We start from the raw sequence: 20,275 nt of genomic DNA, 5'->3' as shown, positions 1-20,275 counted from the left end.
AGCTTCGTTACTGGATTCCTGCCTCGGTGCACTTGGCGGCGAAGTCACCCGTGCACAGCTCCTCCTTGGTGACGTAGCCGTCGGCGACCACGTCCTTGACCGTGTCGAACGTGATGGCCACCGGCTCCATCAGCTCGGCCGGCACGTCCTGGCCGGACTCGGGGTCCTTGACGCTGCCGCTCGCCGCCGGCTTCTCGCCCTTGGCCAGCGCGACCGCGAGCTTGGAGGCGGCGTCGGCCTCCTTCTTGACGGCCTTGTAGACGGTCATGCACTGGTCGCCCACGAGGATGTTCTGCAGGCCCTGGACGGTGGCGTCCTGGCCGGTGACCGGCACCTTGCCGTTGAGCTTGTTCTTCTTCAGCACGGTGATGGCGGCGTTGCCGAGGCCGTCGTTGGCGGCGAGCACGCCGGCGATCTTCGGCTGCGTGGTGAGCATCTGCTCGAACAGCGTGCCGGCCTGGGTGTTGTCCCAGTCGGGGACGGACTGCTCGGGGCCCTTGACGTACTCGCCGGAGTCGAACTTGGGCTTGAGCACGCCGTCGTAGCCGGCCTTGAACAGGGTGGCGTTGTTGTCGGTCGGCGAGCCGTTGAGGTAGGCGACGATCGGCTTGTCGGCCTTCTTGTCGGTCAGGCACTTGCTCAGGCCCTCGCCCTGGAGCTGGCCGACCTTGGTGTTGTCGAAGCTGACGTAGTAGGCGGCGCCTCCGCCCAGGGTGAGCCGGTCGTAGTCGATGGTGACCACGCCCTGCGAGCGGGCCTTGTCGATCACCGTCTTGCCCGTTCCGCTGTCCAGGTTGACGATCATCAGCACGGTGGCGCCGTTGGTCATCATCTGGTCGGCGATGGTCTGGAAGGCGGTCTTGTCGTTCTGGGCGTTCTGGATGTCGTACTGCACCCCGGCGGCCTTGAACGCCTCCTCCAGGTACTTGCGGTCCGCCGTCTCCCAGCGGGCCGAGGACTTGCTGTCGGGCAGGATCACACCGATCTTCCCGGTCTTCTGCTGTGGTGATGCCTGTGCCGTGGCGTCGGTCGTGCTCTGACCGCCGTCGCCCCCGCAGGCGGTGAGACCGAGGGCGAGCGCGGCGGCCGCGGCGGTCGTGCTGAGGATCCCCTTGCGCATGTGCAGGGTCCTTTCTTCCGGAGGGGCCCGGATGAATGTTGTTTGCGGCAACGTATTCCGCCATAGCCTGCTTTGGAAGACCCCCAGAAGGGGGAGTTTGTTGTTCCCGGTAACAATCCAGAAACGCCCCCTCAACACGGGCGGCCCTGCCGGCCACCTGCCGTCCACGCTGCGGCCGCGCGCAAGCGCTTTCCCACGAGCGGTCAGGTGGCGAGGCTCTGGGCGATCAGTGCCACCGCCGACGTGGCGGCCACGGCCAGGACCGCGGTCCGGACCTTGCCGCCGTCGAGGTAGCGCCGCAGCGGCCCCGACACCGCAGGCGTTCACCCGTTTCAGGGTCGAGGCGTGGCCGCCGTGGGAGGGTGCGACTGCGCGCGGGCGAGCAGCGCACCGAGGACGGCGGCGAGGAGGGGCAGGCCGGCGACGAAGGCCACGATCAACGGCCAGGGGGTCTCGAACGGCACCCGTGCCGGTTCGTCCCACGTGGTGGGCGCCGTCAGGGGCCACAGCAGCAACATCCCGGCGGGACATCCGGCGACCGCGCCAAGGACCGTTCCGCACAGGACGCTCAGGCCCGCGCGGAAGGCGCAGAACCACCGGAAGGCCATGGCCGATCCGTTGCCGGCCCGCCTCAGCACCCGGCTCTGGCGCCCGTTCGCGGCCTCGCCGAAGCCGGCGGCCGGCGCGCACGCGAGGGCGACGAGAAATGCCGCCGCGACGACGTACCGCCATCCGGTCGAAGCCTCGAAGCCCCGCTCGACGTACGTCTTCGCGACCGCGTCGTCCAGCCGGTCGTCGAGGCGCTCCTGCTCCTGCGCCGTGACCCGGCGGAGAGAGGGGTCGACGATCAGCTCGCCCGGTCGGAGCTGGTAGCCGAGGTCCCGGACGATCTTCGAGGGCACGAAGATCGTCTCCATGTGCGGGTCGGCGGCCCTGGCGAGGACCGCCCGGACGGTCCTGGTCGTCGTCGTCTCGTCGTTCTCGTTGATCTCGTAGGAGAGCTCGACCGAGTCGACCTTCACGTCGGCTGACGTGATCACCACGGCCGTGCCTTCCTCGTACGGCGTCGACTGATCGCCCGTGAGGTACCGCAGCAGCTTCTCATCACCGATGGCCTGGTTCCGGTAGACGGCCTCCTCCGGTATCTCGACGTTCTCCGCCCTCGCGCGGAAGTACCAGGAGGGTGCCGAAGGGAGCTCGCTCTGGGCGATCGGCACCCCGGGTAACTCCCGCTCGATCGCCGCTCGTACGGTGCCCGCCTCGGCCGCCGAGAAGGGCTGCGCCAACAAGGCGTTCGGCCGCACCGACAAGGTGCCCGGCCGGGCCTGGGGAGAGTACGCGGCCCTGCTCTGCGTCGTTTCGCCGACCGCGATGACCGTCAGCGCGATGCCGACGGCGCTCGCCATCATCGCCAGCGTGATCGCGAGCACTACGCGAACACGACGACGAGCCAGGTCCCGGACCGCCAGGCGCAGGGCCGGCGGCAGCCGTTCCGCGTACGTACCGAGGAGCCGCAGCAGCCACGAAGGCAGCGGGCCGAGACCGGCGACGAGCAGACCCGCGCCGACGAGGGCGATCACCAGCATCCCCAGGAATTCGATGATGCCGTAACGCGAATCCGCACGCGCCAGCCACGCGCTGAGCCCCATCAACAAGGCGCCGGCGAACGACACGAGCTGTCCCACGACGACAAACCCCCGGCCCATGAACGTGGGGCGGTGGGGCGAGGCGGAGAGCAGCGCGGCGGGGATGGCCCCGGCCGAGAGAACGCCCGCGAACAGGAGTATGAACGCAACCAGGAATACGTACCGCAGAAGATCGAAAAGCATGGCGGAATCGTAGTGAGCCGCAACGACCATCCTTCATGGGCTCAGTCGCCACCTGTCGCTCACGTGGACGCAGCAAGCAGGCGTTTCCCTCAGTCGGCGGTCAGGTGGCGAGGCTCTGGGCGATCAGTGCCGCCGCCGACGTGGCGGCCACGGCCAGGACCGCGGTCCGGACCTTGCCGCCGTCGAGGTAGCGCCGCAGCGGCCCCGACACCGCGAACCCCAGCGCCATCGGCACGAGCAGCGCGGCGCCCGTCACCAGGGCGCGCGAAGGCAGCCGGTCCACCACGGCGAGCAGGACCAGCGACTGGCCGGCGCTCAGGAAGAAGAACATGGCCAGCGTCGCGCGGATCTGCGGCCCCTTGGCGTGCTGGTAGACCAGCGCGATCGGCGGGCCGCCGATGCCGGTGGCGGTGCCGGTGACGCCCGAGAGGAACCCCGCCCCGGCGATCGTCGCGCCGTTGCGCGGGACGGCGAGCGCGCTCGCCGTCAGGCCGACCGCCACCAGCACCATCACCCCGACGAGGACGCCCAGCGCGTGGACGGACACCTGGACCACGATCACCGCGCCAACCACACTGCCCGGCAGCCTGCCCAGGACGGCGAAGCCGAGGCCACGCCAGTCCACCCTCCGCCACTCGGCGGCCAGGGTCAGCAGCGGCAGCGTCATGTTCGCCACCTGCATCGCCCCGGGCATCACGCCGGGGTCGAGCATGGTGAGCACGGGCGCGGCCACCAGCCCGAGGCCGAAGCCCACACTGCCCTGGACGACCGCACCCACGAAAACCGCCAAACCACCGACAAAAAGGATTAACACCGTAGAAGCCATGCGGAGCAGTCAACCATTCTCACCCTCGGTCACCGAACGATATGCGAGAGTAATCATCAACAGATATGGTCGCTCGTAGACGCCGACGTAGCCTCTGGAGTATGCCGATGAAGCCCAAAGCGACGACGATCCGCGTCAGCGTCACCACAAGAGACCGCCTAGCCCGTATCGCCCGTAAGGAGGGCCGGACCATGACTGAGGTGCTCATAGACGCCATCACGGACTACGAACACAAGCATTTCTGGCAGGAGCTCGATGAGCAGATTGAACGGACCCAGCGCGAGGACCCGCAGAGCTGGGCCGAGTATCTCGCCGAACGCGAGCTCGTCCTGGGCCCCCCGCCACGCTCGCGCCATATCGCGCCGGAGTGGGAGGGCCTGATCACATTCCCTGAGGAGAAGCATGAAACTGGCCCAAGGTGACATCTGGTTCGCACAGTTCGGCGCCCCCGACGGCCGTGAGCAGGGCTACGACCGGCCCGCAATGATCCTCAGCAACGACCGCCTCAACCGCTCGAAGCTGGGCCTCGTGTTCGCGGTTCCGCTGACGACCCGCGAGCGCGGCCATCTCACCCATGTCCGAGTGGGGTGCGATGGCACAGGTCTGACGAAGACCAGCTGGGCGATGGTGGAGCAGGTCCGCGCCATCTCGCCGGACCGGTTCGACTTCTTCATCGGCAACGCGTCCGAGGAGATCGTGGCCGAAGCGGTCGCGATGCTCAGACGGATGCTGTGAACGAACGCCACCCGGCGAATTCGAGCTTCGCCGGGTGGCGCTCTCCCATCTTTCCAGAGGCGGGGTCGGCCCGAGGGACCGGCACGCCTTCGACAGGTTTCACTCGGCCGGACCCGGGACGCCGGACGAGTCGCCGGAGGCCAGCCGCCGTTCCAGCCCGTCGAGGATGAGCGCGAGCCCGCCCTCGAAGGCCCGGTCGCCCTGGGGGTCGCCGATCCGCTCCAGGGCCGCCATCAGCCGCGGGTACGTCCGGGCGAACTCCTCCTCGTCGGGCGGCCCCTCGGAGTCGTCCCGCGCCCGGTCGGCCTGCTCCTCCAGTACGAAGCCGGCGACGTACCCGCTGACCGAGGACAGCCCCAGCATGGCGTCCTCCGCCGTGAACCCGGCCGACTCCAGCGCCGCCACCGCCCGCTCGACCAGCGCGAACAGCTCGGACGACGGCCGGGTCCCCGCGGCCAGCCGGGCACCGTCGCGGCGGGAGTTGAGCATCGCGCGGTCGCCCCGGGCGCGGTCGGCGACCCACTCCCGCCACCGCGCCGGGTCGGTGAACACGGGCCGCGCGGGCTGCTCACTCACCATCTGCGCCGCCATGGCGTCCAGCAGTTCCTGCTTGTTCCGGAAGTGCCAGTAGAGGGCGGGGGCCTGCACGCCCAGCTCGCCGGCCAGCCGCCGCAGGGTGAGCTTGTCGAGCCCGCCCTCGTCGAGCAGCCGCAGCGCGGTCGCGACGATGGTGTTCTTCTCCAGTGCCACGGTTGACAGCTTAACGCCGTTCAAGCATCCTTAACGATGTTAGATTTAACGGCGTTAAGGAGGCTCGGATGATCCGGGTGGAGGGCTTGCGCAAGCGATACGGGGACCAGGAGGCGCTCAAGGGCATCGACCTGCACGTCGAACGGGGCACGGTGTGCGGCCTGCTCGGGCCGAACGGCGCGGGCAAGACCACGGTCGTGCGCATCCTCACCACGCTGCTGCGTCCCGGCGGCGGCCGCGCCGAGGTGGACGGGCTCGACGTGGTGCGCGACGCGGCGCGCCTGCGCTTCCGCATCGGCCTGGCCGGCCAGCACGCCGCCGTGGACGAGCTGCTCACCGGCCGGCGCAACGTGGAGATGTTCGCGCGGCTCTACCACCTGTCCCGGGCGCAGGCGCGGCGCAGGGCGGACGAGCTGCTGGAACGGTTCGGACTGGCGGAGGCGGCGCGGCGGCCGGTCAAGGAGTACTCCGGGGGCATGCGGCGGCGGCTCGACCTGGCCGCGAGCCTGATCGTGTCACCGCCGGTGCTGTTCATGGACGAGCCCACCACCGGGCTCGACCCGCGCAGCCGGATGCAGCTGTGGGAGCTGCTGCGCGACCTGGTCAAGGAGGGCACCACGCTCCTGCTGACCACCCAGTACCTGGACGAGGCCGACCAGCTGGCGGACCAGGTCGTGGTGCTCAGGGAGGGCGCCGTGGCCGCCGCGGGCTCGCCCGAAGAGCTGAAGCGGACGATCGGCGGCGACCGGGTGCAGATCGTCTTCCGGCGACCCGGAGACGTGGACACGGGGCTGCGGCTGCTGCGGAGCACCGGGACACCGGAGGCCGAGAGCGCCGAGGGTCGGCGGGTGACCGTTCCCGCGGCCGACGGGGCGCAGTCGCTCATCCGCATCGCCGGCGCCCTGGACGCGGCCGGCATCCCCGTGGAGGACCTGACGCTGCGGCGGCCCACCCTCGACGAGGTCTTCCTCCGCCTGACGGCCTGAAAGGAGCCCATCGATGTACGAGACCCTGCGCTGGTCCCTGCTCGACTCCCTCACCATCGCGGGCCGCACCTACTCGCGACTGAAGGCCCAGCCGGGCGAGATCGTCGCGTTCCTGGTGTTCCCCGTGATCATGACGGTGCTGTTCGGTTACGTCTTCGGCAGCGCGATCGTCCTGCCCGGCGGGGGCGACTATCGGAGCTTCCTCATGCCCGGCATCTTCATGCAGGTCATGGCCATGACCGCGACCTCGGCCGCCACCACCGTGGGCGAGGACATGGCGCGCGGGATCATCGACAGGTTCCGTGCCCAGCCCATCGCCCGCAGCGCCGTGCTCGTCGGGCGCAGCGTGGCCGACCTGTCGATGCACCTGCTGTCGCTGGGCGCCATGGTGCTGGCCGGCGTGCTGATCGCCGGGTGGCGGGCGCACGGGAGCCTCGGGGACACGGTGGCGGCATTCGGGCTGCTGGCGTTGTTCGGGTTCGCGATGATCTGGGTGGGCACGTACATCGGCTTGTGGATCAAGAGCGGCGCGCAGGCGGACGCGGCCACGTTCGGCTGGCTGTTCCCGATGACGTTCCTGGCCAACACGTTCGTCCCCACCGAGGGGCTGCCGGTCTGGCTCAAGCCCGTCGCCGACTGGAACCCCATGAGCGCCGTCGTCGCCGCCACCCGCGGCCTCTTCGGCAACCCCACCTCGGTCTCCCCGGCCTGGCCGCTCCAGCATCCGGTGACCGCGAGCCTGGTCTGGTCGGTGGGGATCCTCGTGGTGTTCCTGCCGCTGGCCGTGCACCGCTACCGCACCATGGACCGCTGACATGCGAGGACGCCGCCCCCGGATCGCGGGGGCGGCGTCCTCGACGCGCGTTACTTGGCGAGCAGCGAGCGCAGCACGTACTGCATGATGCCGCCGTGCCGGTAGTAGTCGGCCTCGCCCGGCGTGTCGATGCGGACCACCGCGTCGAACTCGACGTCACCGGCCTTCACGTGCACGGTCCGCGGGATGCCGCCCTTGTTGAGCTCCTCCACACCGGTGATGTCGAACGTCTCCTCGCCCGTCAGCCCCAGCGACTCGGCCGTGGCGCCCTCGGGGAACTGCAGCGGGAGCACCCCCATGCCGATGAGGTTGGAGCGGTGGATGCGCTCGTACGACTCGGCGATGACGGCGCGGACGCCGAGCAGCGCCGTGCCCTTGGCCGCCCAGTCGCGCGAGGAGCCCGAGCCGTACTCCTTGCCGGCCAGCACCACGAGCGGCGTGCCGACGGCGGCGTAGTTGACGGAGGCGTCGTAGATGAACGACACCGGGGCGTCGGCCTGGGTGAAGTCGCGGGTGTAGCCGCCCTCGGTGCCCGGCGCGATCTGGTTGCGCAGGCGGATGTTGGCGAACGTGCCGCGGATCATCACCTCGTGGTTGCCGCGCCGCGAGCCGTACGAGTTGAAGTCCCTGACCTCGACCCCGTTGGCCTGGAGGTACTGCGCGGCCGGGGTGCCGGCCTTGATGGAGCCGGCCGGCGAGATGTGGTCGGTGGTGACCGAGTCGCCCACCTTGACCAGCACCCGGGCGCCGGCGATGTCGGTGACGGGCTCGGGCTTCTCCGGCATGCCGTCGAAGTACGGGGCCTTGCGGACGTACGTGGACGACGGGTCCCACTCGAACGTGTCGCCGGTGGGGATCGGCAGCGACCGCCAGTGGTCGTCGCCCTTGAACACGTCGGCGTAGTCGCGCTCGAACATGTCGCGGCCGATCGAGGAGGTGACGACGGCCGAGATCTCCTCCGGCGACGGCCAGATGTCGCGCAGGAACACCGGCTGCCCGTCGGCGCCCGTGCCGAGCGGCTCGTTGTCGAGGTCGATGTCCATGGTCCCGGCCAGCGCGTACGCCACGACGAGCGGCGGCGAGGCCAGGTAGTTCATCTTGACGTCGGGGTTGATGCGGCCCTCGAAGTTGCGGTTGCCGGACAGCACGGCGGTGACCGCGAGGTCGTTGGCCTGGACCGCCTCGGAGATCTCCTCGGGCAGCGGGCCCGAGTTGCCGATGCAGGTGGTGCAGCCGTAGCCGACGAGGTTGAAGCCGATCTTGTCGAGGTACGGCTGGAGGCCCGAGCGCTCGAAGTAGCCGGTGACGACCTGCGAGCCGGGCGCCAGCGAGGTCTTGACCCACGGCTTGCGGGTCAGGCCCTTCTCCACCGCGTTGCGGGCCAGCAGGGCGGCGCCGAGCATGACGTACGGGTTGGAGGTGTTGGTGCACGAGGTGATCGCGGCGATGGCGACGATGCCGTGGTCGATCTCGAACGAGGTGCCGTCGGCCAGGGTCACCGGCACCTTCTTGTGCGGGCGGGAGCCGTTGAGCGCGGCGGCGTGCGGCTGGTCGCCGTCGCCGTCGTGGCTGATCGCGGGCGAGTCCGAGGCGGGGAACGACTCGTCGGACGCCTCGTCCGCGGGGCCGAGGACGCTCGGCGCGTAGTCCTTGACGGCCGCGCGCCAGGCGCTCTTCGCCTCGGAGAGCGCGATGCGGTCCTGCGGGCGCTTCGGGCCGGCGATCGACGGGACGACCGTGCCGAGGTCGAGCTCCAGGTACTCGGAGAAGACCGGCTCGTCGGCGGACGGGTCCAGCCACAGGCCCTGGGCCTTGGCGTACGCCTCGACGAGGGCGATCTGCTCCTCGGAGCGGCCGGTGAGGCGCAGGTAGTCGACGGTCTGGCCGTCGATCGGGAAGATCGCGCAGGTGGAGCCGAACTCGGGGCTCATGTTGCCGATCGTGGCCCGGTCGGCCAGCGGCACGGACGAGACGCCCTCGCCGTAGAACTCGACGAACTTGCCGACCACGCCGTGCTTGCGCAGCTTCTCGGTGATGGTCAGCACCAGGTCGGTGGCAGTGGCGCCGGCCGGCAGCTTGCCGCTCAGCTTGAAGCCCACCACGCGCGGGATCAGCATGGAGATCGGCTGGCCGAGCATCGCGGCCTCGGCCTCGATGCCGCCGACGCCCCAGCCGAGGACGCCGATCCCGTTCTCCATCGTGGTGTGGGAGTCGGTGCCGACGCAGGTGTCGGGGTACGCCTTGCCGTCGCGGGTCATGACCACGCGGGCCAGGTGCTCGATGTTGACCTGGTGCACGATGCCGGTGCCGGGCGGGACGACCTTGAACTCGTCGAAGGCGGTCTGGCCCCAGCGCAGGAACTGGTAGCGCTCGCGGTTGCGCTCGTACTCCCGCTCCACGTTGCGCCGGAAGGCGTCGGGGTGGCCGAAGTAGTCGACGATGACCGAGTGGTCGATGACCATCTCGGCGGGGGCCAGCGGGTTGATGCGGGCCGCGTCGCCGCCGAGGTCGCGCACGGCCTCGCGCATGGTGGCCAGGTCGACGACGCACGGAACGCCGGTGAAGTCCTGCATGATGACGCGGCCGGGGGTGAACTGGATCTCGACACTGGGGGCCGCGCTCGGGTCCCACTCGCCGAGCGCCCGGATGTGGTCGGCGGTGATGTTGGCGCCGTCCTCGGTGCGGAGCAGGTTCTCCAGCAGGATCTTCAGGCTGTACGGGAGGCGGGCAGCGCCCTCGACGGCGTCCAGCCGGAAAATCTCATACGACGCGTCGCCGACGCGTAGCGTGTCACGGCTGCCGAAGCTGTTCGCGGACACGGTGATTCGCCTCCTCCATAGACCAGTGCGTGATCGTGGGGACGCTCGCGGCTGCCTGCCCGCGGCATTCCGCGCGCTATGCCGGATTCGCTCCCAGTTGAATCCTGCCGCACCCCGGGACTGATCAGCACGTTAGGTGACCCTAACCGGTGGTTGCAGCGGTGTCTCGACGTCAAGATATCGCGAAAAGTATCTCGACATCAAGTTAAACGGAGAGAGTGGAGGCCCAGGAGAGGAGTCCGGCCTGATCACATGGGGACTCCGGGCGGGCCGCACGGGGACTCCGGCCGGGCCGCGAGGGGGCTCGGGGCGGGCTACACGGGGGCGAGGCGCAGGAACAGCAGGGCGATGATGGCGATCGACAGCACGGGCGCGAGGATCTTCTGCTCGAACTTCTTGCCGGTCTTGATGCCGATCTTCCACGGCAGCACGAACTTCACCGACATCGGCCAGAGCACCGGGCAGCCGCGCTCGGTCATGCAGTCGCCCACCACGTGGATCAGGCAGCCGAGGGCCACGGCCATGCCGAGCCACGCGTACCCGACGCCCTGGGAGAGGAAGACGGCGTACAGGCCGGCGGTGAGACCGATGTTGACCAGCGCCGAGCCGAGCTTGTTGCCGGGGATGCCGATGCCGATGGCGCGTAAGGCGAGCCCGACGAGCAGCACGACCATGATGTCGCGCCCGATCGGGTAGGCGCCGGCCAGCCAGTGCGCCCCGAACCCGAGCGCGACCGCGAACACCAGCGAGTGCGTGGCGCCCCGGTGCCCGCCGCTCGCCCAGCAGACCGCCTTGCTCAGCAGCCACGTCACGGGGCCGAACGTCTGCGCGATCGTCGCGCTGGGATGGTCGAGGTCGGGCAGCATCGCGGCGCCCGCGCAGACGAGCGCGCCGGCGATGAGCTCCGCCGGGGTCAGCGCGTTGGCCATGATCCCGGTCTCGATGAACCGGGACGACTCCATCACCATCGGCAGCGCCGCGAGCCCCGGCGCCAGCCCCAGCCATGCGATGGCCCCCGTCATCGCGTGCGTGTGCCCCATCATGATCCGGACTGTACGGCAAAGCGACGACAGGTGAGCGTGCCGTACGGGAACGGTCCCGTACCCGTACGCCAGACGTCCACGAACTTGTCCGGGAACGCAGACGAGGTCGTCTCCACGGCGACAGCACCCCCCAGCCCTGCCGACGCGGAACGACCTCGTCTGCACTGAACAACGACCCCGTTCCGGATCCTGTTCCCGAATTCCGCGACTTTTTCGTGATGTGTCTCACTCCGCCGGGAGCGTTGCAGACGACATACTTCCGATATATCGTTGAAGCATCGCGAACAGTCGCGAGGTATCTCAGAGGAGGAAATATCATGACCACAGCACATGCAGCCGGCGGGCAGTGGCCCGACGCGCGTGAGTTCAAGCGGGCCGCCCGCGAGGCCGTCCGAGCGCTCAGGGCCACGGCAGGAGCCTGGGAGGAGGCGGGACACCGCCGCCACCACGATCACCACCACCCGCACGAGGAGAGGGGGCGCGCCCGGCGTCCGTTCCCGCCCGAGTTCGGCCGGGGGCCCTGGGGCCCGGGCGGCCCGTTCGGGCCTGGCGGGCCGTTCGGTCCCGGTGGGCCGTTCGGCGGCCACCGCGGCTGGGGCGGCCGGGGCCGCAAGGCCAAGCGGGGCGACGTGCGCGCCGCGATCCTGGCCCTGCTCTCCGAGGAGCCGCGCAACGGCTACCAGATCATCCAGGAGATCGCCGAGCGCAGCGAGGGCGGCTGGAAGCCCAGCCCCGGCGCCGTCTACCCGGCGCTCCAGCAGCTCACCGACGAGGGCTTGGTCGTCGCCGAGGAGAACGAGGGCCGCAAGACCTTCCGCCTCACCGACGAGGGCCGCGCGTACATCGACGCCCACGGCGACGAGGTCCGCACCCCGTGGGACGAGATGCGCCCCGACATCGACGACAACGCGGCCGATCTGTGGGACATCGCCCGGCAGTCCGCTTTCGCGATGGTTCAGGTTCTCCAGACCGGAACCGACGCACAGATCCGCGAAGCGCGTAAGACTCTGGTAGAGACCCGGCGCAAGCTCTACCAGATCCTGGCCGACGGCGACCCGGGCGAGGAGTGACCGCATGACCGGCTTCGCAACGGACAGCCGGCTCGGAGAGAGGGAGGCCCCTCCCATGGACCCCAAGGATCTCCGCATCGGCGACGCCGAACGCGAGCAGACGATGGCCGCCCTGCGCGAGCACTTCGCGCAGGGCCGCCTGGACCACGAGGAGCTCGACGAGCGCCTCGACCGGGCGCTGGCCGCGCGCACCGCCGGCGACCTGGCGCAGGTCACGGCCGACCTGCCCGGCTCCCCCGCCGTCCACCCCGGCCCGCCCGCGACGCCGATCCCGGGCATGGACGACTGGAAGGCGGCGATGCACGCCCACCGGCAGCAGATGGAGCAGGGGCGCCACGCCCACCGCGACATGCGCCGCGCCTACCGTGACATGCGCCACCAGGGCCGCCGCCACGGCCCGAAACCGTTCCTGCCGGTGCTGGCGGTGTTCCTCGTCCTCGGCATGATCTTCGGCGGGTGGGGCGTGTTCAAGGTCCTGTTCGTGCTGTGGATCGTCGGCATGGTCTTCTCCCTGATCCACCGCCGCAACAACCGCCAGTGACCCGTGCTCCTGGAGTCAGCCGAGGGCGCGGTCCAGGTTGAAGGCGGCGCTGATCAGGGCCAGGTGGGTGAAGGCCTGGGGGAAGTTGCCCTGCTGCTCGCCGTTCTGGCCGATCTCCTCGGCGTACAGGCCCACGTGGTTGGCGTAGGTGAGCATCTTCTCGAAGGCCAGCCGGGCCTCCTCCACGCGGCCCGCCCGTACGAGTGCCTCGACGTACCAGAACGAGCAGATCGAGAACGTGCCCTCCTCCCCCCGCAGCCCGTCGGGGCTGGCCTCCGGGTCGTAGCGGTACACGAGGGAGTCCGACACCAGGTCGGCGGTGAGCGCGTCGAGGGTGGACAGCCACTTCGGGTCCGTGGGCGAGATGAACTTGACCATCGGCATCATCAGGACGGCGGCGTCGAGGACGTCGTCGTCCTCGTGCTGCACGAACGCGCCCCGCACGGGCGACCAGCCGCGCCGCATGAGCTCCCGGTAGATCATGTCGCGGGTGTCGCGCCAGCGCGGGATGTCGGCGGGCAGGCCGCGGCGGCGGGCCATCCGCATGGCCCGCTCGATCGCCACCCAGCACATCAGCCGCGAGTACAGGAAGTTCTTGCGCCCGCCGCGGGTCTCCCAGACGCCCTCGTCCGGCTGGTTCCAGTGGGCGCAGACCCAGTCCACCAGGGCGCAGACGTCGTCCCAGTGGTCGCTGGAGATCGGCTGGCCCCACTTGTCGTAGAGGTAGATCGAGTCGATGAGCGCGCCGTAGATGTCGAGCTGGAGCTGGTCGGCGGCGGCGTTGCCGACCCGGACGGGGGCCGAGCCCTGGTGCCCCTCCAGGTGGGTCAGCTCGCGTTCGGGCAGCTCGGTGCGGCCGTCGATGCCGTACATGATCTGGAGGGGCCCGGACGGGCCGTCCTCGCGGCGGCAGACGCGGTGGGTGAGGAAGCTCATGAACGCCTCGGCCTCGCCGGTGAAGCCCAGCCGCAGCAGCGCGTAGACGGCGAAGGCGGCGTCGCGTACCCACAGGTAGCGGTAGTCCCAGTTGCGCTCGCCGCCGAGCTGCTCGGGCAGGCTGGTCGTGGGCGCGGCGACGATCGCCCCCGTGGGCGCGTACGTGAGGAGCTTGAGGGTGAGCGCCGAGCGGTGCACCATCTCCCGCCAGCGGCCGCGGTAGCGCGAGGCGGACAGCCAGCGCCGCCAGAACCGTACCGTGGCGTTGAACTCGTGCTCCGCCTCCTCGTGCGGGCAGCCGCGCGGCGACACGTCGGCGCGGACCCGGTCCAGCGCGAACACCGCGGACTCGCCCTCCCGCAGCGTGAAGTCGGCGTGCGCGTCGCGTTCGTCGCACTCGACGGGGACCGTGGCGGTCAGCGCGAGCGACAGGGCGGCGGAGGAGAAGACGACGAGGCCGTCGCGCCGGGTCAGTTCGTGCGGCTCGGCGCCGTAGCCGAACCGGGGCGCCACCCGCGCCCGGAAGGGGATCTGCCCGCGTACGCAGAGGACGCGGCGGATCAGACGGTGCCGGTCGGCTTCCGTCTCGCCACCGGTCACCGGCATGAAGTCCTGGATCTCGCCCACCCCGTCCCCGGTGAAGAAGCGGGTGATCAGCACGTTCGTGTCGGGGAAGTAGAACTGCTTGGTCCGCGCGGGGACGGTGGCGCACAGCTCGAACGCGCCGCCCCGGTCCGCGTCCAGGATGGAGGCGAAGACGCTGGGCGAGTCGAAGGACGGGCAGCAGTACCAGTCGATGGTGCCGTCGGTGCCGACCAGGGCGACGGTCCGCAGGTCGCCGATCAGGCCGTGCTCGGCGATGGGCAGGTAGCGGGAGGCCCTGGACGGGCCCTGGTGATCGAATGTCACGGCCATCGCGGCGACCTCCCCGGACGTCGGCTGTCCCCTGTCCATGGTGCTACGCCGCCCGTCACGGGCCGTCACCGGCCGCCGGGTTCGTCCGAACAACCCCGGCGGCACTGCGGCAGGCGGCCTTCCGCGCATAAAGCCTTCCGCGCATAAAAGGGGATGAACCTCGCCAGGTTCGGTGCCAGGCTGGGCTCGTGAGCGACACGCAGACCGTGGTCCTGGTCGAGGGCGACAGCGACAAGTCGGCCATCGAAGCGTTGGCCGAGCGCCATGGCCGGAACCTGGCGGCCGAAGGCATATCCCTTGTCGCGATGGGCGGTGCCACGAACATCGGGACGTATGTCGGCAGGTTCGGCCCTCACGGTCGCGATCTCCGGCTGGCCGGTCTGTGCGACGTCGGGGAGGAAGGCGACTACCGGAGGGCTCTCGAGCGCGCCGGCCTCGGCTCCGATCTCAGCCAGAGCGATCTGGAGGCGCTCGGATTCTTCGTGTGCGTCGCCGACCTGGAAGACGAGCTGATCCGCGCGCTCGGCACCGACACGGTCGAGCGCGTCGTCGATGCCGAGGGCGACCTCAGCTCATTTCGCACGCTCCAGATGCAACCCGCATGGCGTGGGAGAACCACTCACGACCAGCTTCGCCGGTTCATGGGATCAGGCAGTGGCCGCAAGATCCGCTACGCCGGCCCGCTCGTCGCGGCACTCGATCCCGACCGCGTGCCGCGACCGCTGGAGATGTTGCTCGCCCACCTGTGAGGCAGCCGCTCACCGGGTGCTGCCCGACCTGGCCGGCCGGGTGACAGGGTCGTTTGGGACAGGCCGACTGAGCGGAAGTGGACAGTCGGAACCACGACCGGCTAACGTGATCTTGCTCTTGCTGACCCCCCTGTGAAAGAAGAAACGTCTTGCGGAAACCGGCATCTGTCGCGCTGCTCGCATCCCTTGTCCTGGGCTTTCTCCCGGGTGCGTCCCCCGCCCAGGCCGACACCGAGGCAGCCACAAAGTACTTCTGCCTCTACGAGCACGACGACTACAAGGGCGGGAAGTGGTGCATCACGGAAGGCGCCTACAAGCAGCAGAAGAAGGACAACAATCTGTCCAACAACTACTGGCAGGGCACGTCACGCCCGGTCAACAACGGCGCCAGCTCGATGAAGAACGACACCCTCTGTGCGGTATGGCTCTACGACGCCTACTCGTACGGCGACGGCGACACCTACTACGCGCAGGGCAGGTCCGTGGACTCCGACCTGACGAACAACGGGTTCGACAACGAGGCGTCCTCGCTGCACATGGACTGCTCCTAGGCCGGTAGACGACGATGGGACGACCTGGACTCTCATGTCCAGGTCGTATTTCGCGTTGACGGCCTGTTCCTGTCGTCGGCCGGCTGACCCCGGCAATCCTGAAGCAGCAGGATATTCGGCTCCATTTCCTGGATTGTCCCAGGAGGTTGTCCCAGCACCCATCCGGATGAGCGCCGTGGAGTGTGTTCCACAACCGCACGGTGATGCGCATCCAGCCATTTCTCTCGGCCATGAATGCGCTCGCTCTTTCCCGCAGGCGATCCTCGTGTGGCTCGTTCGTTGTGCCGGCCACGTCGGCCTGGGCCGGCACCAGCCCGGACTGGTGATCGAAGGCGGCCAGAAGATGCACGGTGCCGTGCTCGGCCAGGCGACCGCCGCCGCGTAGCGCCTTGCCATCCACCGCGACGGGCCTGGAGCCGCGGGTCACCTCGCACCACGGTCGTCAACGCCATCTTGCCGAAGCCTGCTTTATCGGCTGAACCGTTATTCGTAATCTTTCGTGCCCGATCTGCCCGGTGGAATTCAGAACTCCAGACTGAATTCGTCAACACTGAGGCCACGCGGCGTCCCCATCAGCTATATATCAGCTGCCGTTGCACCGCCAGCGAAGGGTACGCCCATGGCCAGAACGCGCCAGAAGAGGCGTGCCCCCTCCGCCCCCCGTACCGAGGAGGCCGGAGGATGGAAAGCCATGCGGACGTGGCTGGCGGGAATCGTCAGCGCCGTGATCGTCGCGGCCGTCGGGGTCGTGTTCGCCGCCTGGTTCAACGCGCGCGGCTCCGACACCGTCGAGAGCATCAGCGGCGAGCCCCCGATCAAGGTCGGCCACGTGGCCGTCGACTACGCCGCGCAGGACATCACCCTCAGGGAAGCGGTGACCGACCCCGCGGAGCGGGCGATCCTGCAGGGCAGCGCGTCCGGCTCGCGACGCGACACGGTCATGGCGCGCCACGACCGGGCCCCGCTCGAGACCGCCGACCTCACCGTCGCCCTCGTCGGCAACCGCAGCAGCGTGCGCATCGTCGACATCCAGCCGCGTGTCCTCGATCGCAAGCCCGTCTCGGACGGCGCGCTGTTCGTCTACACCTCCGGCGGGGAGGTCGCCACCATCGAACTCTCCGCCGACCTCGACGAACCCGCACCCCGCTTCACCAGTCCCAAAACCCCGGACATCTCGTACTTCAGAAAGAAGCAGATTGACCTCAAACAGGACGAACAAGTCACGCTGTCCATGACGGTCACGGGCACGGCCGCCTACTACGCCTTCGACCTCGTGATCACCGTGCTCGCGGGGGACCGGACCGAGCAGGTGACGATCCAGGGGCCGGACAGGACCCCGTTCCGGATCACCGGTGCCTCCGGCACCTACCACGCCTACTACACGATCTCCCCGCTCGGCGGCTGGCAGCCGATCTCCAGGAGCGGCGCGTGCGCGATCGAACGGAAGCTCGCCAAGGCCGGGAAGTGCTGACCGCGCGCAGGCGCCGGTCAGCCGCGATCCTGCTCGTGGTCATCCTGGCGACCTGCTCGGCCGCGGCCCTGGACCACGTCACGAGGCTGCCCCGCGTACCCGTCGAGTGGCGTGCGTCGTGGTCGGTGCCCGCGGACGCCGAGAACGGCGTCATGTTCCTGAAGGCGCCGGGCCACGCCGTGTCCGCCCGGGCGGTCACCGTGGCGACGCGGCAGGGCACCGTAAGGATCCACGACCCGCGCACGGGCGCGCTCCGGCGCACCGTACCCGCCGACCCGGCCCAGCCCGCGCCCATCACCGGCGTCTGGATCGCGGTCGACACGCTCGTCGTCGCCAGAGGAGAACCGGACGGCGCCGAGCAGACCCTGTACGGCCACGACCTGGCCACGGGCGCGCAGCTGTGGCGGCGCACGGTCGTCACCGCCCTCCGCCAGCCGCGGCTGAGCGACACCGGCTCGTACTACGGCCCGCGGATCATGGCGACCGAGCACGGCATCGTGGTGTTCGAGCAGGCAGACGAACCCCTCGACATCCAGGCCCTCGATGCACGGACCGGAAGGCCCACGGCCAGGGTGACCTACCCGCGAAGCTGCCGGCTGACCGGCGCAGCGACGGCCCGATCGGTGCGGCTGCTCAGCTACTGCCAGGGGAACGAGCTGCGGCTGGCCTCGATGGATCCGCGCACCCTGCGGCAGGGATGGACGCGCGTGCTGCCGTCGTCGTTCTCCCCGAAGAACGGGGCCCCGTCCATCAGGCTCACGGCCAACGCCGAAGGGTACGTGCAGGCCAGGGCGGGCGAGGACGACTTCTTCCTCGACCCCGACGGCCGCCTGTTGTCCACCGGCTCGCAAGCCGTCAAGGTCACTGATCCGGACCGCTGGAACCCGCCCCTGTACGCCGGCTCCTCCACCGTGGCGAACGACCAGGGCCGTGCCCTGCGGAACACCACCTGGCCGCTGCCCGCCTACCTGATCTCCATGGACCCCGGCACCGGGCGGCTCGGCGGGCTGCCGATCGACCTGCCCGCCCACCTGGTCTCCCTTGCCGGGGAGATCCGGGACATGGCCTTCGTGTTCAGCGACGTCCCCGGGGACGGGCGGCTCACCGCGTACAGGCTGATCTACGGGACCGCCCGCCCGAAGACCGCCTGGCCGGACGCCTGCGCCCTGCTGACCGGCCGCGACCTGGCGGCCTTCGCGGATGGCTACCGCCCGGCCCCGGCAGCGGACGGCGCGGCGAAATGCGACTGGATACCGCCGGCCGACGACGGCGCCGTCGTCTCGCTGTCCGTGGAGTGGGTGTCGTCGTCGGACGCGAGCGCGCGCAAGCTGTACACCGCCGAGGCGGCCGCCGTCGAGGAGACCGGCGACATCGATCCCACCACCGAGGCCCCGGGCTTCCTGACTTACACCGTGGCGGAGACGAACGGCTTCTACGGCGCGACGATCATCAACGTGGGACCCGTCATCGTCAAGCTGACCTCGTCCTCACGGCAGGCGGTGCGGCTCCTCTCCCCGGTGCTGCGCGACCATCTGCTCGCCCGGTACAGGCCGGGCGTTCGCGCCCCCGCCCACGTGCGCGAACGCGGATGGAGTTTCCCGACCGACGCGGCCGTGCGTACCGAGCCGGTGGTGACCGGCGGCGTCGTCTACGCCACCAGCGGCGACGGCACGGTGTCCGCGCTGGACGCCGCCACCGGCGCGGTGCGGTGGCGCTACCGGACGGGCGGTTCCGTGGAGGACGGCCACGTGGTGGCGCACGGCACCGTGTACGCGGCCAGTAGAACGGGCAGGCTGGTGGCGCTGGACACGGGCACCGGCCGCCCGAGATGGAGCCGCAGGATCACCGTGTTCGGTCGCCTCGTGGTCGCGGCGGGCCGCCTCTACCTCTGGACCAGGCACCCCGCCTGGTCCTCGAAGGCCGAACTCGTCGCGCTCGACGCCGCCTCCGGCAAGCAGTTGTGGAGCTTCCAGCCGGCGGGCGACGTGCTGACCCCCGAGCCCGTGCTGGCCGGCGACGTCGTCCTCACCGGAAGCGACCACGGCGTGATGTACGCCCTCTCCCCCGCCACCGGAACCCAGCAACGGCGCTACCGACTCGGCGGGGAACGCGACCGCATCCTCCTGCTACGGACCGGCACGACCGTCTACGCCACGAGCAGCAGCGGCGGCGTGAACGCCGTGGACGCCGTCTCGGGCGAGGTCCGATGGAGGTCACGGATCACCGGCACCATCTCCGTCCGTCCGATGGTGGCCGGCGGGACCGTGTACGTGGGCGACGACGAGGGCACCACGCACGCGCTGGACGCCGCGACCGGCGCGCCCCTGTGGGATTTCCAGGCCAAGGGCGACCAGCCCATGTTCGCATGGAGCGCCGCGGTGGCGGACGGACTCCTGTACACCGTCGGCCGCGACCGTGTGCTGTACGCGCTCGACACCGCCACGGGCAGGACGCGCCGGCGCCTCCCGCTGCCCGGCGGCCGCGACACCGGCCCCGTGGCAGCGGACGGAACCGTCTACGTCTCCGACCGCGAGGGAACGCTGTACGCTCTCGACCCCGCCACCGGTGCGCCGCGATCAAGGTTCCGGACCGGCGGCAAGGCCCAAACGGAAACTGTCGTGGCAGACGGCTTCGTGTACATCGGCAGCTCCAACGGAAACATCTACGCCCGTCCCACGGCAGGCCCGTAGTGGCGTGACGGGAAACGATGAATGATCGCTGCGACCACCAGCGGGTGGAGATATAGCTGGCGTTCCCGCAGCCGAACAGGTGCGCGGCCACGCCTGGGCGGGCGCGGAGGCCCTACCACGGAGCTATGCGTGTTGGCATTTATAGCACTCCGGAAGCGGCGCTTATTTCGGCTTGAGAACTATTCGATGAAATCTTCACGGTTCTCAAAATCCTGCCATCGATGCCATACGCATTAACCTCGCCGCTCGTAGCGCGCCAATCGATAGGCAGCGACTTCGCAAAACCGATCAAGCTGCAGCCCTGGGACGCCCTGCGCGCACCGGAGAGGATCTGCATTTCCTGGCCAAGAAAGACACTAAGGCACGAAAGGGTCGGAGCCACCCTCTAAGGGTCGCGAGATTTTATCGACTTCAGCCGCAATTAGCTTCT

General features: G+C 69.7%; 18 protein-coding genes. 11 read left to right on the top strand and 7 right to left on the bottom strand.

The window, feature by feature from the left end; genetic code table 11:
* Positions 1–7 precede the first annotated feature (7 nt).
* From ACIBG4_RS06680 to ACIBG4_RS06670, 3 genes are all read right to left on the bottom strand, one after another.
* The gene (locus tag ACIBG4_RS06680) at positions 8–1,120 is read right to left on the bottom strand and encodes a sugar ABC transporter substrate-binding protein (protein ID WP_397200991.1); all 1,113 of its coding nucleotides are present in this window, start codon (positions 1,118–1,120) and stop codon (positions 8–10) included.
* A 332-nt stretch (positions 1,121–1,452) separates the two neighbouring features.
* Complete coding sequence (locus tag ACIBG4_RS06675; protein ID WP_397200990.1) at positions 1,453–2,949, bottom strand: hypothetical protein; 1,497 nt, start codon at positions 2,947–2,949, stop codon at positions 1,453–1,455.
* A gap of 100 nt (positions 2,950–3,049) precedes the next feature.
* Entirely contained in the window at positions 3,050–3,739 is a 690-nt protein-coding gene (locus ACIBG4_RS06670) for a sulfite exporter TauE/SafE family protein (protein WP_397200989.1), read from the bottom strand.
* 227 nt (positions 3,740–3,966) lie between these two features.
* On the opposite strand from ACIBG4_RS06670, the gene ACIBG4_RS06665 reads away from it, so the two are divergent.
* Together ACIBG4_RS06665 and ACIBG4_RS06660 are read left to right on the top strand one after the other, a co-directional pair.
* On the top strand, positions 3,967–4,197 hold the full coding sequence (locus ACIBG4_RS06665) for a hypothetical protein (RefSeq protein WP_397200988.1): 231 nt from the start codon (positions 3,967–3,969) through the stop codon (positions 4,195–4,197).
* Positions 4,178–4,510 carry a type II toxin-antitoxin system PemK/MazF family toxin gene (locus tag ACIBG4_RS06660; protein ID WP_397200987.1) on the top strand — a complete coding sequence of 111 codons (333 nt, stop codon included), beginning with the start codon at positions 4,178–4,180 and terminating at the stop codon, positions 4,508–4,510. Before ACIBG4_RS06665 ends, ACIBG4_RS06660 begins: the two co-directional genes overlap by 20 nt.
* A gap of 99 nt (positions 4,511–4,609) precedes the next feature.
* Here the strand turns inward: ACIBG4_RS06660 and ACIBG4_RS06655 are convergent, their stop codons facing one another.
* Entirely contained in the window at positions 4,610–5,260 is a 651-nt protein-coding gene (locus tag ACIBG4_RS06655; protein ID WP_397200986.1) for a TetR/AcrR family transcriptional regulator C-terminal domain-containing protein, read from the bottom strand.
* Between the two features lie 68 nt (positions 5,261–5,328).
* Between ACIBG4_RS06655 and ACIBG4_RS06650 the strand changes: the two genes are divergently transcribed.
* Positions 5,329–6,246, top strand: a complete 918-nt coding sequence (locus tag ACIBG4_RS06650; RefSeq protein ID WP_397200985.1) for an ATP-binding cassette domain-containing protein — start codon at positions 5,329–5,331, stop codon at positions 6,244–6,246.
* Positions 6,247–6,259: 13 nt separating this feature from the next.
* Entirely contained in the window at positions 6,260–7,060 is an 801-nt protein-coding gene (locus tag ACIBG4_RS06645; RefSeq protein WP_397200984.1) for an ABC transporter permease, read from the top strand.
* 50 nt (positions 7,061–7,110) lie between these two features.
* Here ACIBG4_RS06645 and acnA read toward each other — a convergent pair whose 3' ends face one another.
* Together acnA and ACIBG4_RS06635 are read right to left on the bottom strand one after the other, a co-directional pair.
* Positions 7,111–9,885 carry an aconitate hydratase AcnA gene (acnA, locus tag ACIBG4_RS06640; RefSeq protein ID WP_397201239.1) on the bottom strand — a complete coding sequence of 925 codons (2,775 nt, stop codon included), beginning with the start codon at positions 9,883–9,885 and terminating at the stop codon, positions 7,111–7,113.
* 308 nt (positions 9,886–10,193) lie between these two features.
* Complete coding sequence (locus ACIBG4_RS06635) at positions 10,194–10,922, bottom strand: metal-dependent hydrolase (RefSeq protein ID WP_397200983.1); 729 nt, start codon at positions 10,920–10,922, stop codon at positions 10,194–10,196.
* 317 nt (positions 10,923–11,239) lie between these two features.
* On the opposite strand from ACIBG4_RS06635, the gene ACIBG4_RS06630 reads away from it, so the two are divergent.
* Both ACIBG4_RS06630 and ACIBG4_RS06625 read left to right on the top strand, forming a co-directional pair.
* Positions 11,240–11,992, top strand: a complete 753-nt coding sequence (locus ACIBG4_RS06630) for a PadR family transcriptional regulator (protein ID WP_397200982.1) — start codon at positions 11,240–11,242, stop codon at positions 11,990–11,992.
* Positions 11,993–12,047: 55 nt separating this feature from the next.
* A complete protein-coding gene (locus tag ACIBG4_RS06625; RefSeq protein WP_397200981.1) occupies positions 12,048–12,533 on the top strand; it encodes a DUF1707 domain-containing protein in 486 nt (161 codons plus the stop codon).
* A 15-nt stretch (positions 12,534–12,548) separates the two neighbouring features.
* On the opposite strand, the gene ACIBG4_RS06620 is transcribed toward ACIBG4_RS06625, so the two are convergent.
* Positions 12,549–14,384, bottom strand: a complete 1,836-nt coding sequence (locus tag ACIBG4_RS06620; protein WP_397200980.1) for a glycoside hydrolase family 15 protein — start codon at positions 14,382–14,384, stop codon at positions 12,549–12,551.
* Between the two features lie 188 nt (positions 14,385–14,572).
* On the opposite strand from ACIBG4_RS06620, the gene ACIBG4_RS06615 reads away from it, so the two are divergent.
* The 5 genes from ACIBG4_RS06615 to ACIBG4_RS06595 all read left to right on the top strand — a co-directional run bounded on the left by ACIBG4_RS06615 (position 14,573) and on the right by ACIBG4_RS06595 (position 19,845).
* Positions 14,573–15,133 (top strand): TOPRIM nucleotidyl transferase/hydrolase domain-containing protein, encoded by a 561-nt coding sequence (locus ACIBG4_RS06615; RefSeq protein WP_397200979.1) that lies wholly within the window; start codon positions 14,573–14,575, stop codon positions 15,131–15,133.
* 149 nt (positions 15,134–15,282) lie between these two features.
* A complete protein-coding gene (locus ACIBG4_RS06610; protein WP_397200978.1) occupies positions 15,283–15,684 on the top strand; it encodes a peptidase inhibitor family I36 protein in 402 nt (133 codons plus the stop codon).
* A gap of 166 nt (positions 15,685–15,850) precedes the next feature.
* On the top strand, positions 15,851–16,069 hold the full coding sequence (locus tag ACIBG4_RS06605; protein ID WP_397200977.1) for a hypothetical protein: 219 nt from the start codon (positions 15,851–15,853) through the stop codon (positions 16,067–16,069).
* Between the two features lie 306 nt (positions 16,070–16,375).
* On the top strand, positions 16,376–17,155 hold the full coding sequence (locus tag ACIBG4_RS06600) for a hypothetical protein (protein WP_397200976.1): 780 nt from the start codon (positions 16,376–16,378) through the stop codon (positions 17,153–17,155).
* Positions 17,113–19,845 carry a PQQ-binding-like beta-propeller repeat protein gene (locus tag ACIBG4_RS06595; protein WP_397200975.1) on the top strand — a complete coding sequence of 911 codons (2,733 nt, stop codon included), beginning with the start codon at positions 17,113–17,115 and terminating at the stop codon, positions 19,843–19,845. Before ACIBG4_RS06600 ends, ACIBG4_RS06595 begins: the two co-directional genes overlap by 43 nt.
* Positions 19,846–20,275: the final 430 nt, after the last annotated feature.

Origin of the sequence: Nonomuraea sp. NPDC050383, assembly GCF_044459125.1 — a bacterium.
GTDB lineage: Bacteria > Actinomycetota > Actinomycetes > Streptosporangiales > Streptosporangiaceae > Nonomuraea.
This window is presented reverse-complemented; position numbering and strand designations above follow the sequence as displayed.

Bases quoted from the DNA above. Each gene is read 5' to 3' on its own strand.
- ACIBG4_RS06605 (WP_397200977.1), top strand. From the start codon at position 15,851: ATGAGCGCCGTGGAGTGTGTTCCACAACCGCACGGTGATGCGCATCCA.
- ACIBG4_RS06635 (WP_397200983.1), bottom strand. From the start codon at position 10,922: ATGATGGGGCACACGCACGCGATGACGGGGGCCATCGCATGGCTGGGG.
- ACIBG4_RS06660 (WP_397200987.1), top strand. From the start codon at position 4,178: ATGAAACTGGCCCAAGGTGACATCTGGTTCGCACAGTTCGGCGCCCCC.
- ACIBG4_RS06650 (WP_397200985.1), top strand. From the start codon at position 5,329: ATGATCCGGGTGGAGGGCTTGCGCAAGCGATACGGGGACCAGGAGGCG.
- ACIBG4_RS06680 (WP_397200991.1), bottom strand. From the start codon at position 1,120: ATGCGCAAGGGGATCCTCAGCACGACCGCCGCGGCCGCCGCGCTCGCC.
- ACIBG4_RS06600 (WP_397200976.1), top strand. From the start codon at position 16,376: ATGCGGACGTGGCTGGCGGGAATCGTCAGCGCCGTGATCGTCGCGGCC.
- ACIBG4_RS06630 (WP_397200982.1), top strand. From the start codon at position 11,240: ATGACCACAGCACATGCAGCCGGCGGGCAGTGGCCCGACGCGCGTGAG.
- ACIBG4_RS06675 (WP_397200990.1), bottom strand. From the start codon at position 2,949: ATGCTTTTCGATCTTCTGCGGTACGTATTCCTGGTTGCGTTCATACTC.
- ACIBG4_RS06620 (WP_397200980.1), bottom strand. From the start codon at position 14,384: ATGGCCGTGACATTCGATCACCAGGGCCCGTCCAGGGCCTCCCGCTAC.
- ACIBG4_RS06645 (WP_397200984.1), top strand. From the start codon at position 6,260: ATGTACGAGACCCTGCGCTGGTCCCTGCTCGACTCCCTCACCATCGCG.
- ACIBG4_RS06665 (WP_397200988.1), top strand. From the start codon at position 3,967: ATGACTGAGGTGCTCATAGACGCCATCACGGACTACGAACACAAGCAT.
- ACIBG4_RS06625 (WP_397200981.1), top strand. From the start codon at position 12,048: ATGGACCCCAAGGATCTCCGCATCGGCGACGCCGAACGCGAGCAGACG.